Genomic DNA, 13,102 nt, shown 5'->3' with positions numbered 1-13,102 from the left:
TGCAGCTTAATGACCACAGACTACTCTTCATTGTTACAAACCCTTTTTGGATTTCCATCGTTTCGTAGTGGTCAGCAAGAGGTTGTAGATAGTCTGCTTAATCAGCGCTCGTCACTTGCCATATTTCCCACAGGTTCAGGTAAGTCGTTATGCTATCAATTTGTAGCAACGCAACTACCACATCTAACCTTAGTAGTGTCGCCATTGTTGGCCCTGATGAAAGATCAGCTCGCCTTTTTACATAGTAAAGGCATAGCTGCCGCAAGCATCGATTTAACACTAACCGCTGAACAAAATAAGCAAGTCATGAACGACGTACGTTCTGGTGAATGCAAAATACTCATGGTGTCGGTAGAGCGTTTTAAGAACGAACGCTTCAGGCAGTTTATAGAGTCGATTCAAGTTTCAATGTTAGTGATTGATGAAGCCCACTGTATCTCTGAATGGGGGCACAACTTTCGTCCTGATTACTTGAAACTACCAGCCTATCAGCAAGAATTAAACATTCCCTTAGTGTTACTGCTGACTGCGACGGCCACTAAAAAAGTGAAGCTTGATATGGCACGTCGGTTTAATATTGCGCCAGATAATATTGTGCAAACGGGATTCTATCGGCCCAACCTTAATTTGAATGTACTGCCGGTTGTTGAGAAGAATAAAAACCAAGCCTTACTGGAAGAACTTCAACGCCAACAAGGCGCGGGTATAGTATACGTAACGTTGCAACAAACTGCCGAACAAGTCGCACGGTTTTTACAACAAAATGGGGTCGCAGCAAGCGCCTATCATGCCGGACTAGACAGCGATATTCGCCAAAACATTCAACAAGATTTCATGGTGAACAAGCTACAAGTGGTAGTGGCCACTATTGCGTTTGGCATGGGCATTGATAAATCTGATATTCGTTTTGTTGTACATTACGACTTACCCAAGTCTATAGAGAACTACAGCCAAGAAATTGGTCGAGGTGGCCGCGACGGACAAAACGCTAACTGCACGGTGCTGGCCAACCTAGATGGCCTAGTGACAATTGAAAACTTTGTTTATGGCGATACGCCAGACAAATCCGCTATTGAACGGGTAATTAAAGACATTGCCAGTCAAGCTCCTGAGCAAAGTACTAGTGCCTCACACGGCGGCGCAAGTGGCGGTACGTATCAATGGGAAACCCAAATAAATAGCTTGTCGACCTTAAGCAATATTCGTCAGCTACCGCTTAAAACCTTGCTAGTACAACTAGAACTCGCCAAGGTTATTCGCCCTTTATACGCCTATTTTGCTGAGTTCAAATACCGTTTTAATACCGACAAAGCCGACATTCTCAACCTATTTAGCAAAGAGCGAAGCGATTTTCTAAACGCCGTCTTCACCCATACCGATATGAAAAAAGTATGGGGCGTAGTGAATTTCGACAGTATTTTTGAGCACTACGGGGCTGAACGCGCAAGAGTAGTAACGGCATTAGAATATTTACACGAACACAATCATATCGAGCTAGCGTCGCGGTTAATTACCGATGTATATGAGGTTAATCAGCAAGCACTGTTAGCAGATGATTCACCCAATAGCCTAGCCGAAAACCTCGCCCACTATTTTGCTGAAAATGAACGTAAAGAAGTAAAACGTATTGCCGCCTTAGTACGGTTCTTCGAGCTTAACACCTGTTTAAACTATAACTTATCGGCGTATTTTGATGACCAACAGGCGCCAAAAGAATGCGGCCACTGCAGTGTGTGCAATGGTAAAGTGGCCAAATTAGACTATTCAACGCCTATCCCCCAGCCAGATAAAGAACAAGTAGCCCAGGCGATGGCTGCCCTTAATACTCACCTTGAAGGTAAGTTTAACGAAACCATCACTGAATCTATCTATTGCCGTTTTTTAACCGCCATGACCATGCCTTTATTTACCCGTTTAAAAGTAAGGCAAGTTGCAGGGTTTGGCAGCTGCGAGTTTTGCAGATATGCGGATGTGAAAGCCGTTGTTAGCGAGATTTTAGATGAAGGTGCTAGGCCTTAATACCTGTTATCCCTAATATCTGTTACTCTACGCGGCAAATATGCGCGGCATATAATCTCAGTTACATCGTGTATCAGTTACACCGAGTCTCAGTTACACCGTGTCGCAGTATCACCGTGTCGCAGTAACACCGCGCCGCCCAATTCGTATACTTGCATAAAAACGCTACCTAAAAGTGCTAGCACCAAATAACAATAGTGCGGGCGCCAAATAAATATAAGTATAAAGATTAATAAGACTAGCGTTAGGCCTTACATAACGCGCTCAGCAAAATACTCAGGATTACCATGGCTCTTAAAGCAACCATTTTTAAAGCGGATATATCAATTACCGATATGGATCGCAATTACTACAATGAGCACAATTTAACTATTGCTCGTCACCCCTCTGAGAACGATGCTCGCATGATGCTTCGTATTGTTGCTTTTATTGTGAATGCTCACGAACAGCTGCAGTTTACAAAAGGGTTATCTGACGACGAAGTGCCAGACATTTGGCAAAAGGACTTCAGCGACGTAATAGAACTGTGGATTGAGTTGGGCCAACCGTCCGAACAACGCATTAAAAAAGGCTGCAATCAAAGCCAGCAGATGATGATTTATGCTTACGCAGATAACAGCTTCGATGCTTGGTGGAAGAAAGAACAAAACAGCCTACGCACAAGAAAGAACTTATCTATTTTTACCTTGCCAGAAAGCCTTTCTACCTCGTTGGCTAATGCCGTAGACCGTTCAATGCAAATGCAAGTAACGGTTCAAGATGGCCAAATTTGGCTAACTATCGAAAGCGCTGGCAAGAGCGAATGTATAGAAGTGGAAATTGAAAAGCATTTGTAATTTTTCTAACGGTGCCGAATAGATAGCCGTTAGATGCTGTTCTGGCCGACATAATGTTGCAATAAATACCTAATAACATGATTGGTTATGATTCTTCTATATATATATCCAAGTGAAAATACTACTAATTAACTTGCCGGAGTCCATCGACCGACTCAACTTGTTTACGCAGAGCGCAAAACACTATTCAGCTGAATTTTCAGTCATAACGGCAATTAAAGGCTCGTCAGATAATGTTATGCACCAAGGATATTCAAAGCGTGCTAACAAGCTAAATTACTATAAAAAATTAACCTTAGGGGAAATCGGCTGCTTTCTTAGCCACAGAAAAGCCTGGTCTTTTATTGTCGAGCACAAGCTAGCGTTCGCCGTAGTACTAGAAGACGATGTGATGTTCGAGCATAGCTTTCAACAACTAGATAAAGTAATAGATAAAATCAACGAGCCTTGGGACTACATAAACCTTAACGAAGTGCATGAGAAACGTTCTGCGACAACCGTCTTCATGTCTGAAGGTGTTTCTGTGGTCAAATATAATAAATTACCTATTGGCGCTTCTGCACAAGTCATTTCCTATAGTGGCGCTGAAAAGTTGCTAAAATATACAGAATCGTTTTCTAGGCCCTTGGACGTTGAACTTCAATGGTTAGCAGTAGATAAAATAAAAGCTTTAGGTATTAAGCCTTACCCGTTTAAAACAAGAAAGCTACATAGCGACATTGACCAATTTGGTAGAAGAAATAGTGTAAGTGGGAACCCTGTTGTGAAAGTTTTTAATCTAATAAAATTCCAGGCTCACCTTTTTAAACATTTCTGCCTCAATTTTTGGTTTTTAAATCATTGAGAAAGCCTAAACACTCTCTTAAATACCCTTACTTAAATGCACTCCACTTTGATAAGCACAACTTATCTCCCATTTTTGACAACATACTTTTTTTAGTACCACTTCCATTGTTTTCTTCTGACATTTCTTTATTAGCCATTATAGGCTGTTCACCCACTATTGAACGTGTGCTGCCAACGCGAGAATTACCAATCACAAACCTAGTCATGTTGATTTTTATCGCGCTAAAGCATGCGCCAACCCTGCTCGTTTTCATGTTCATTTCGCCAATCCCTTTTCGACATAAATTCGTAAGTTTTTCCTCATTCGGTAACGTAAGTGTCGCGATTAACCCTTTACTTCACCAACGATAAAAACTAACTTAAAAGATAAGCTGAACTTATATAACAACAATTAATGGACAAACGATTACGATGGCTGAATAACCTGCTTTGTTTTGAAGTAGCCGCCCGGCATCAAAGCTACAGCAAAGCGGCAGAAGAGCTGTATATCTCGCAAGCCGCGGTAAGCCAACAAATGCGGCAGCTAGAGTCTAATTTAGGGGTAAGCTTATTTCGTAGGCAAGCTCGAAAAATGCTACTAACTGGGCCGGGCAGAACCCTTTATGCATCCTGTGAGAAAGGCTTTAGTGAAATCGTAAGTGGTTTGAATCAAGTACATGAAGAGCCCTTGGAAGGCAGTTTAACCGTTACCTCCACTCAGGCTTTTTGTGCATTGTGGCTTATGCCCAACTTATTCGAGTTTTTTAATCAGTACCCCACCATAAATATTAATATTCAAGCATCTAATCGCATTGAAAGCTTACATAAAGGCGATATTGATATCGCCATTCGCTTTTCAACCTCTAGCACAGCGGCCAAGGATGACAGCCTTATTGTACAAAGGTTCGGTGAAAATGGCGTAGTGCCCGCCTGCTCCCCTGAGTTTCAAACTCAAATGCAGCTGCATAGCGTTAAAGACATGTTGGGGGCACGCCTACTCGCACTTGCAGGAGAAGAGAAAGCAAGTTGGGAAGCATACTTTGAACACAGCAAAATTAATCTTTCAAATAAGATACTAAGAAAGACAGTGGTATCTTCGAGCGATCTTGCCGTTAGCGCCGCACTAGCAGGCCAGGGTGTTATGTTAGCTTCTGATGTTATGATTGGTCAGTATTTGAAATCAGGGCAATTGGTGGTACCCATTGATATTCCCCACCCAGTGCGCTGGAAATCTCATTTTGTATATCTAAAGAACTCACCAAAACAACAACGCATAGCGCATTTCTGTGAGTGGCTTACAGAAAAAATGGCAAACCATGAAGCACTACAAACGTAAAAACAGGTTAAAACCGCGTTAGCCGACGGTGAAGATATTCATTCTCTTCCGTCAGCTTTTCTTTTTGTTTCAGTAACTCAACAATCATCGCTACCGCTACCCAATCCAACTCTAATTGAGAATATAGCGTTATGGCTTTTTTGACCCAACGAACACTGCTGGTATCGAACATCCAGTCGTTCTTATCGTCGCCAGAAACAGGTTCAGCTATCCCGTAATCAATAACTTCAACTATCAATTCTTGGTTTAACCGTTCAACTTGGCAAAGTTCTTCGAATGATATTACTAGCAGCGTATCAACCATTTTCTTTACTCCATTGTGAGCGAGGGTCGTCGTGTTTTAATTCCGCTAGTTGTTGCCATAATACGTTGTCTTCATCACTGGATGTGTTTGGTATAACGATTTTTAAAACTGCAATCATATCGCCAACGCCGGTTTTCATTTTAAGCCCTTTACCCTTAACCCGTAATTTTTGGCCTGTTTGACTATTTGGCTTGATATTTAAACTAATTTTGCCGGTCAACGTTGGCACTTCAACCTTGCATCCCAGTGCTGCTTCCCACGGTAAAACAGGTACAGTTAGAACAAGGTTATGCCCTTCAACATCAAACAATGGGTGCGGTACTAAACGTATGTGTAAATAGAGATCGCCATCTCTACCTTGCCCCTGCCCTTTGCCACCCTGGCCTTTAAGCCTAATCCGCTCTGAGTCAACCACGCCGACTGGTATTTTAACTTTAAGGGTTTTATTGACGTGTTTTATCTGGCCGTTTTCTAGTGATGGTACCGAAAACTGAATTGTTTTTGGCGCTTCTGAAAACAAATCTTCAAGGAATACTGGCACTTCAATCTCAGCATCTTGGCCGTGATTGCTAAACCCTGAAAAATCATCTGCTTGATGACTACGCGGCCCCTGATTAAAACCACCGCCAAATACGGAATTAAAAAAGTCTGAAAAGTCCCCGCCAGTGTGAGCACCATTGAAATCATTATTGCTCTGCCAGCCTGGTGGCGGTTGAAAATTATCGTGTGAAGTAGCACCATATTTTTTCAATTCGTCATATTCAGCTCTGCGCTGCGGATCTTTAAGCACCTCATAAGCTTCAACTAATTCTTTAAATTCTTCATCGGAATTACTGTCAGGCTGCATATCTGGGTGCAGCTTTAGGGCAAGCTTACGATAGGCTTTTTTTATTTCCTTTAAATCAGCATCTTCTTTAACACCAAGGATCTGATAATAATCTTTAAATTCCATTCAATGATGCTCAGCGTAGTGACTATAAAGTACTTAATATAGCGGATGCCGATAAAGTATCGTTTGATATTGATCAAATATCGTCAGGACTGCAAAAAACGGGGAAGGTTATGATTAACGTTGTATAGGAAGTTTGGCTTCAATTTAGGCTAAAAATGAAGGGGCTAATGCAATGTGACCCGCACAAAAAACGCAAACCTGATTTAATCATCAGGCCCTTCTACAGTAAAGACCAGGTGTCTTCGCATATCTTTTAGAATAACCCCTTTTTTCACCATGGCGGCGCTTAATCGCTTTCGCCATTTTAATAATTCCGGTTCCGCGGCGGCTAAGGATTGTTCATCTTCAAACTGAAAGCGCAATAATAAAGAACTTGGGAACATCTCGTATTTCATATCAAACCAGCACTGCACCATGCCAGGAATTTCAGCGCGCCCTTGCTCTTCAAGCATGTTCGCGACATCAAGGACAAGTGCTTGTTGTTTAATTTGCACTTTAGAAAGTTTTTTCATCGATAGGGTCCATCTTAGGGGCTAACGTTCGCAGACGCTAAACTTAAACGAAAACCTAGATAAATACCAAGAAAGCAGAGCTAATCAACAAAAAACTTAAAGCAAAAAGTTCACTATAGAATAGTTTTAACACGCCTTTTAGTTGCGCAAACAATAGCTAAACCCAATATCTTACAAACTCACCGAAACAACCTAACCAACTGAATTAAATACACTTACCCATCCCGTAAGTCTCACTTCATGACGTATTTTTAAACCGTTAAGTTTCCGTAAGTTCTTTTTCGTAGGATCCGGCAATACTCACTCCAACACCAATCGCTCTATAGATGCAGATTGCTGTCGCTTCACGATGGATTGGTAATTTCCCCCCTACTTTAAGGAATGAACATGAAACAGTTAATGCTAGGTTGTTGTGCAATGATCTTGGTGTTTCCTGCTTGGGTAAGCGCAGTTACACAAACAGACAATCACTATGCTGCCAATAAAAGCAATGGCTATATTGCCTACATGAGTGAACCAGAAACCCTGGTTATCGAGCAGGGAAACAGCACTTTGAAACGTGAAGTTCACCTGCCCCGAGTTCATCAAGCCGCTGAGTTTAGTTGGTCGAATGACAATCGCTACCTAACCTTTACTACCCATAAGCAGCACCTGTGGCTATATGATTTACACCTTGCCACGCTTCGGCTTATTGAGTCGATGCCAAGCACAGCACCTGAAAGCAAATACTCACCCCAATGGTCAAACGCAGGAAATTGGTTGCTATTTATTTCGCACAACCAAACGGAAGCTCGCCCTCGCGTTTACTCCCCATTACGTAAGCACAGCTATGCCTTGCCCATGTCAGCCGATGATTTCAGTCATATTGCGTGGGCCAATCACAGTAACGAAATAACCTTATTGGATTTCGTTGGGAAGCGTGAACGCCTTGCCTCATTTAAGTTATTTGGCATCACCCTGACCGCCACTGATGCTCGCAGTTTAATGGCCTTAAAAAATTAACCTAGGCCCTAAATCTAATATCGAAAAATTGATAGAAAAGGAAACGATAATGAAAAACGTCATTAGAAAAGCTGCCTTTAGCCTAGTACCTGCAGTGCTCTTATTCGCTACTGTGCAAGCGGCAAATTTTAACGAATTGAACAAAGTAGGTGTTGTGAATAACAACCTAGATACGCCCCGCCAGATGGTCATTTATAACAGCGACCAAACTAAGTGCTTGTCGACATACGGCCATAACCGTAAGAGTACTAATGTATTAACTTATGAAACCTGCCGTGTAGATGGTTACGATACCTGGACAATAACAAGCTCAGGCAAGATTAAAAATCAACGTAGCGGAAAATGCCTTACTTCGCCTCAAGGCAGAAGCACCTTAACGCTTGCTCGATGTAATACGTCTATTAAACGCGGTTACACCGCCTACGACTTCGTTATTCTGAATCACCTAGACGTTCCCACAAATAGCGGTATCGAAGTAGCCCAATTAGATTAACTGTGGCGTCTTATCCCCTGCCGCAATGCTGTTGCGGCAGGGCTCCACCTACTTAAAACCTTAGAATCGATGAATAGTCTTGCAAACTCACTCGCTCGGTTTAGACTTATACATGGCAAATTGAAGACCCGAAAAAATGAAACATCAAGGGGTTGGAGTTCAGTCTGTCTTGGATATGGGATATCTGTAGACATGAGCGAAACCTTTCAACTTGGTGACTGGGAAGTCAATACTTCGTTAAATTCCCTGTCTCGTGATAACACATCTGTTCACCTTGAACCTAAGATGATGGACGTGCTTGCCTATCTGTCAGCCCATGCAGGCGAGGTGATTAGTACCGAACAATTGCTTATCGAATTTTGGCAGGGCACTTTTTATGGCGATGCCCCAGTCCAGAAATGTATCGCCATGTTGCGCAAGAAGCTTGGCGATAATTCAAGGCAACCTTCATACATAGAAACCGTTCAGCGCCGAGGTTATCGCATTATTGCGAATGTGGTGCTATTAGACGAGCGTCAGCGGTGGGGCAATCTTCAAAAACTCAGCCAATGGACCCAAGGCTCACCCTATCGGGGGCTACAAACCTTTCAGCCCGAACACGCGGCGATATTCTTTGGACGCAATAAAGCAATCGCAGAAGTGGTTCACCATCTTAATCAGGCAATGGATGATAACTTCAGCTTTTTACTATTAATGGGAAAAAGTGGCAGCGGAAAATCATCACTGTTACGTGCGGGGGTTATTCCGTTTATTACCCGAAGTGAAGGTTTAGCGGGTATAAAAGTGCAGCACTACACAGTTATCACCCCCACCCGCGGCAAAGCTAGCAGTATATTCAGGCAGCTATTAGGTGCCCTTAATGATATGAGCATGCTGGTTGATACTTGGAATTTAGACGCGCATGCCTGTGACCTAAGCCAGCACCCTTCCCATCTAAAAGCCCTGCTTAAAGAAAGTGAGAGCATAACTGAATTGAATGATGGCGCGACCTCAACTCACTCAGTAGCGCGCCCCCACAACCTCATTGTTATCGATCAGTTTGAGCAAGTGTTGCAAGACGCAAGCTTGTCGAAAGAAGACGCGGCTAGCTTAATGAGCTTTTTAACCGTGCTTGTAAAAACTCAACGCCTTATTCTAATTGTGTCGTTACGAAACGACTTTTATGCCAACAGTATGGAATTAGAAGGATTCGCACGGCTCAAAGACGAAGGCCAGCAATACGACCTTCAACCTCCTAACGCCACCGATATAGCCCGTATGATACGCCTGCCAGCGCTTTCTGCAGGCCTAAGCTTCGAAGAAAACGTACAAACTGGAGAAAAACTCGATGAGGTTTTGCTAGAAGCAGCGATTGGTCACCCCGATGCGCTGCCCTTAATGGAGTTCACTCTAGACTTGCTCTACCAGCGCCGCGACAAAGAGAACACGTTGCTGTTTTCTGCCTTTGCCAACATTGGCGGTTTAGAAGGTGCAATAGCACAACAGGCCGAAACCACTTATCAAGGTATGAGCGAAACGGCTAAAGCAAGTTGGAAAAGCGTGATGCACGAATTGGTGACCATTAACGATGTGAATCAAACCGGCTTAATTGCTAGAAAAGTACCCATTGAGCAGTTTAGTGACGAGAACGATTTAGCCTTTATTCAGCAGTTTGTTGATGCACGATTATTCGTTACCGAATCAGACCTTGGTGCAAATGAACTTACTTATAATACATCAGCCCCTGATGCGAAGAGGAATAAGCGTGTTTGCGTTGCCCATGAAGCCTTATTAAAACACTGGGATCGCATTACCGACTGGGCACAAAAAAATCGTGCGGCTTTACTAAAAAGAACGGAGCTCAATACCGATTGCAGCCGCTGGTTAAATGCGGGTAAACCTCAAGACATGTTACTGCCCTCTGGTAGAAAGTTAGACGACGCTCGCTGGATGGCAAAGCAACCCCACTTGCACTTAACACCGCAGGAAACATTATTCATTCACCTTTCTGAAGGCCAGCATAAAAAAACGCAGCGCTATAAAACGTCGGCCATTGCCGCCCTGGCGATATTGGCTGTGTCCACAACGGGGTTGGCCATTTATAGCAATAATCAAACTCAACTCGCTGTTGAACAAACCCACCAAGCACAGGTACTTCGAAACAAAGCTGAAAGCTTAGTAGATTACATGTTGGGCGACTTACGCAGCCAGCTAGAGCCCATAGGGAAACTGGACGTGCTCGAAGGTGTTGGGCAGAAAACATTAGATTATTATGCAGGTATTGAAACCGGTGATGGGCTAAGGCAAGCAAACTCGTTGAAGCTTTTAGCCGAGATAAACATTAACCGAGGAGAGTTTGAACATGCCGGTGAACAGTTATCTCAAGCGTTAAATATTTTAAATAAACAGGACGCAGAGCAGCTAAAAATACAAGAAACAGCACCGAATGGCATTGCATCAGCAAACGCGTATTCACAAAGTACAACGCAAACTAGCGAGCAAGTGTTGTTCTTAAAAGGGAACATTCACTATTGGATTGGCGTCATCGCCTACTTCAAACAAGACTATACCACTACCATCGAAGAATGGACAAAGTACCTTAACTATTCACAACAACTGTTAGTGCTTGATGAGCTAAACCCCAAATGGATGTTGGAAGTAAGTTCGGCTCAACACAATATTGGTAGTTTAGCGCTTCGTATTTCCCAGTACGAAAGCGCCAGCCAAAATTTTCGTGACTCCATCGCTTTAAAACGCAAAATGTTAATCTCGCAACCTAACCATAGTGAAGTACAAGCCTCGCTGCGGGGTTCTTTGTTAGGACTAGTAGCAGTGGCCTTTCAAACTTTTGAATTCAATGAAGCAGAAAAATTGGCAGAAGAAGCCTATACCCTTGCGGTTAAATTACTGCTCGAAAATCCTGACGACTACAACATTGTCTATCAAACTTTGTCATCCGCTAATTTGCTAATACAAGCGCAAATGTCCGTTGGCAACAAATCAGGTGCTGATAAAACAATAACCGACGGTGTCATGCTGGCGCAGAAACTGGCTAAACAAGAACCCGAAAATGAAGCCTGGATGACCAAAGTTGCGACATTAATGTTCTTCTATTGGGATTATTATTTGCTCTTCGACACAAAAGACAGCCCCCCTAATCCAGCACTACTTAACCTTACTCGCGCTGCTTTTAACAAAACCAAAAACCTGCCTATAAAACAGAAAATTTACAGTGTGAAATTGGGTTTCGAAAACCGCGAAAATTCAGAGGTGATGACAGATATTGCCCAACCATCCCTTGAGTTCAATAGTGAATCCACCCCGCGTCTACTGTGGGAGTTACATTTAAAATGCCGCAACCACCCCTGCACCATTGGTGAGGATATACGAAAAGAGGTTGGGAAAGGTGAACGTAAAAGCTTAGCCCTCACGCATTTTACGTTAGCGAACACCGAGAAACCGTCGAACGATATGAATGCTTCACTAACTGAATTCTATTTTTTACTTGTGTCATCTAAGCGAAGTGCGGCTAGAGATGTGCTATTGAGTCTGGAAAAGCAAGGGTACTTACATCCCCAATTAACAGACGCAATTAATCGCGCTAAAGACGACACTTAAACCCTGAAAGGAGCTTCAGATGGAACATGATGATCAATGTCGTAAAATAGCTTATAGCTACACCTTAAATTTATCAGTATTTACTGACAATTTATTGGAGCAAACGCTGAAAGAAGGCGAAGGTACTGCAGAAGGCGAAACCTACTTTTTTAAGTATGAGGGGAAAGGCTTTTCAAACGGAATATTATCAATACCCCAAAGTTATTTTGCCGATGGGGACGTGAGGATCACTATCTTACTGAATCAAACTGCATCAGCTCACAAGCACGGACCGGCGGGCTATAAATTTGCCTGGATCCATGCACGCCGAGCGGGTGATAAAGAAGAATATGTAGGACGGGGGCAGAGATTCGAAATGGAAAGCTGGCAAAATGACAAAGTTTCATTTCTGTTAACCGGTAAAATGCAATACAAAACGACTAAGGGCTGGGTAAACGTAAACACCTGTGAGTTGGCGCTAGATGTTTGGGTACACCACACCTACCGCTCGCAATTAACCAAGGAATTTACTGTAGATAAAATTAACTGCGACCCACAAATTGAAATTCAACCCTCTTAATGAATCAGTGAGTTCAAAAGTAAGTGGGGTCATAAATACTCTTTACACTTTGACGAATATTTAGGCTAGACTGGAACCATCAAATATTAGTTATAAATAGGCTAGCAGCATAATCTAGTTTAGCGCTAATAGATGAATGTAACATTTTCACTAACCTTAACATTTGCACTAAATTCGGCAAAAGGAGTTTTACCATGAAAAACAAAGCAATTGCGTTAGCATTATTACTGTCTGTAGTAGGTTGTTCTGAGTCTAATAAAGAGGCAACGGAAGAAGCCAAAAAAGAAGCCATGATGGAAATGGAGAAGGCTGGCGACGAGGCAGCTGACGGCTACGAAGAAGGAAAAGAAAAAGCAGCTGATGCTTGGGATGAAACTAAAGACTCTGCATCAAGTACCTATGAAGATGGTAAAGACATGGCTTCTGATGCTTATGAAGACGGCAAAGACATGGCTTCCGATGCATATGAAGACGGCAAAGATATGGCCTCTGACGCGTACGAAGATGGTAAAGAAAAAAGTGCTGACATGATGGATGCTGGTGCTGAAAAAGTGCGTGAAGCATGTATCGCGATGAAGGAAAAAATGGGTGGTGACGTAAGCGAGTGTGATAGTAAAGACTAACTTACCGCCCCCAGCATTGTGTGTTTGCTACACTTTTTTACCAA

The 13,102-nt window shown here is 42.8% G+C and carries 13 protein-coding genes; 9 read left to right on the top strand and 4 right to left on the bottom strand.

The features are described 5' to 3' along the window. Positions 1 to 9: 9 nt before the first annotated feature. The 3 genes from AMBT_RS02775 to AMBT_RS21820 all read left to right on the top strand — a co-directional run bounded on the left by AMBT_RS02775 (position 10) and on the right by AMBT_RS21820 (position 3,699). The gene (locus AMBT_RS02775; RefSeq protein ID WP_013783058.1) at positions 10 to 2,019 is read left to right on the top strand and encodes a RecQ family ATP-dependent DNA helicase; all 2,010 of its coding nucleotides are present in this window, start codon (positions 10 to 12) and stop codon (positions 2,017 to 2,019) included. Between the two features lie 287 nt (positions 2,020 to 2,306). Next, a complete protein-coding gene (locus AMBT_RS02770; protein WP_013783057.1) occupies positions 2,307 to 2,855 on the top strand; it encodes a YaeQ family protein in 549 nt (182 codons plus the stop codon). Between the two features lie 112 nt (positions 2,856 to 2,967). After that, entirely contained in the window at positions 2,968 to 3,699 is a 732-nt protein-coding gene (locus AMBT_RS21820; protein WP_158306757.1) for a glycosyltransferase family 25 protein, read from the top strand. 28 nt (positions 3,700 to 3,727) lie between these two features. Here AMBT_RS21820 and AMBT_RS02760 read toward each other — a convergent pair whose 3' ends face one another. Then, positions 3,728 to 3,961, bottom strand: coding sequence for a hypothetical protein (locus AMBT_RS02760; RefSeq protein ID WP_013783055.1), 234 nt, complete (start codon positions 3,959 to 3,961; stop codon positions 3,728 to 3,730). A gap of 134 nt (positions 3,962 to 4,095) precedes the next feature. On the opposite strand from AMBT_RS02760, the gene AMBT_RS02755 reads away from it, so the two are divergent. Beyond that, positions 4,096 to 5,016, top strand: a complete 921-nt coding sequence (locus tag AMBT_RS02755; RefSeq protein ID WP_013783054.1) for a LysR substrate-binding domain-containing protein — start codon at positions 4,096 to 4,098, stop codon at positions 5,014 to 5,016. A gap of 7 nt (positions 5,017 to 5,023) precedes the next feature. On the opposite strand, the gene AMBT_RS02750 is transcribed toward AMBT_RS02755, so the two are convergent. The 3 genes from AMBT_RS02750 to AMBT_RS02740 form a co-directional block, all read right to left on the bottom strand. Then, positions 5,024 to 5,320: a chaperone modulator CbpM gene (locus tag AMBT_RS02750; RefSeq protein ID WP_013783053.1), complete on the bottom strand. Its 297-nt coding sequence runs from the start codon at positions 5,318 to 5,320 to the stop codon at positions 5,024 to 5,026. Next, positions 5,313 to 6,272 carry a DnaJ C-terminal domain-containing protein gene (locus tag AMBT_RS02745; protein WP_013783052.1) on the bottom strand — a complete coding sequence of 320 codons (960 nt, stop codon included), beginning with the start codon at positions 6,270 to 6,272 and terminating at the stop codon, positions 5,313 to 5,315. Before AMBT_RS02745 ends, AMBT_RS02750 begins: the two co-directional genes overlap by 8 nt. A gap of 203 nt (positions 6,273 to 6,475) precedes the next feature. Next, positions 6,476 to 6,784 carry a hypothetical protein gene (locus tag AMBT_RS02740; RefSeq protein ID WP_013783051.1) on the bottom strand — a complete coding sequence of 103 codons (309 nt, stop codon included), beginning with the start codon at positions 6,782 to 6,784 and terminating at the stop codon, positions 6,476 to 6,478. Between the two features lie 387 nt (positions 6,785 to 7,171). Here AMBT_RS02740 and AMBT_RS02735 point away from each other — a divergent pair, with 387 nt between their 5' ends. The 5 genes from AMBT_RS02735 (at position 7,172) to AMBT_RS02715 (ending at position 13,058) form a co-directional block, all read left to right on the top strand. Further along, a complete protein-coding gene (locus AMBT_RS02735; protein ID WP_013783050.1) occupies positions 7,172 to 7,786 on the top strand; it encodes a hypothetical protein in 615 nt (204 codons plus the stop codon). 49 nt (positions 7,787 to 7,835) lie between these two features. After that, positions 7,836 to 8,279 carry a ricin-type beta-trefoil lectin domain protein gene (locus tag AMBT_RS02730; RefSeq protein ID WP_013783049.1) on the top strand — a complete coding sequence of 148 codons (444 nt, stop codon included), beginning with the start codon at positions 7,836 to 7,838 and terminating at the stop codon, positions 8,277 to 8,279. Between the two features lie 192 nt (positions 8,280 to 8,471). After that, positions 8,472 to 11,876 carry an nSTAND1 domain-containing NTPase gene (locus AMBT_RS02725; protein ID WP_013783048.1) on the top strand — a complete coding sequence of 1,135 codons (3,405 nt, stop codon included), beginning with the start codon at positions 8,472 to 8,474 and terminating at the stop codon, positions 11,874 to 11,876. A 19-nt stretch (positions 11,877 to 11,895) separates the two neighbouring features. After that, a complete protein-coding gene (locus AMBT_RS02720; protein ID WP_013783047.1) occupies positions 11,896 to 12,435 on the top strand; it encodes a hypothetical protein in 540 nt (179 codons plus the stop codon). A gap of 194 nt (positions 12,436 to 12,629) precedes the next feature. After that, positions 12,630 to 13,058: a hypothetical protein gene (locus AMBT_RS02715; protein ID WP_013783046.1), complete on the top strand. Its 429-nt coding sequence runs from the start codon at positions 12,630 to 12,632 to the stop codon at positions 13,056 to 13,058. The last annotated feature ends 44 nt before the right edge of the window (positions 13,059 to 13,102 follow it).

The organism is Alteromonas naphthalenivorans (genome assembly GCF_000213655.1).
GTDB classification, from domain to species: domain Bacteria; phylum Pseudomonadota; class Gammaproteobacteria; order Enterobacterales; family Alteromonadaceae; genus Alteromonas; species Alteromonas naphthalenivorans.
Note: the sequence above shows the minus strand (reverse complement) of the source record. Positions and strands in the feature narration are given on the sequence as shown.

Coding starts and splice junctions, on each gene's coding strand:
- AMBT_RS02775 (WP_013783058.1), top strand. CDS start 10: ATGACCACAGACTACTCTTCATTGTTACAAACCCTTTTTGGATTTCCA.
- AMBT_RS02770 (WP_013783057.1), top strand. CDS start 2,307: ATGGCTCTTAAAGCAACCATTTTTAAAGCGGATATATCAATTACCGAT.
- AMBT_RS02760 (WP_013783055.1), bottom strand. CDS start 3,961: ATGAACATGAAAACGAGCAGGGTTGGCGCATGCTTTAGCGCGATAAAA.
- AMBT_RS02755 (WP_013783054.1), top strand. CDS start 4,096: ATGGACAAACGATTACGATGGCTGAATAACCTGCTTTGTTTTGAAGTA.
- AMBT_RS02750 (WP_013783053.1), bottom strand. CDS start 5,320: ATGGTTGATACGCTGCTAGTAATATCATTCGAAGAACTTTGCCAAGTT.
- AMBT_RS02745 (WP_013783052.1), bottom strand. CDS start 6,272: ATGGAATTTAAAGATTATTATCAGATCCTTGGTGTTAAAGAAGATGCT.
- AMBT_RS02740 (WP_013783051.1), bottom strand. CDS start 6,784: ATGAAAAAACTTTCTAAAGTGCAAATTAAACAACAAGCACTTGTCCTT.
- AMBT_RS02735 (WP_013783050.1), top strand. CDS start 7,172: ATGAAACAGTTAATGCTAGGTTGTTGTGCAATGATCTTGGTGTTTCCT.
- AMBT_RS02730 (WP_013783049.1), top strand. CDS start 7,836: ATGAAAAACGTCATTAGAAAAGCTGCCTTTAGCCTAGTACCTGCAGTG.
- AMBT_RS02725 (WP_013783048.1), top strand. CDS start 8,472: ATGAGCGAAACCTTTCAACTTGGTGACTGGGAAGTCAATACTTCGTTA.
- AMBT_RS02720 (WP_013783047.1), top strand. CDS start 11,896: ATGGAACATGATGATCAATGTCGTAAAATAGCTTATAGCTACACCTTA.
- AMBT_RS02715 (WP_013783046.1), top strand. CDS start 12,630: ATGAAAAACAAAGCAATTGCGTTAGCATTATTACTGTCTGTAGTAGGT.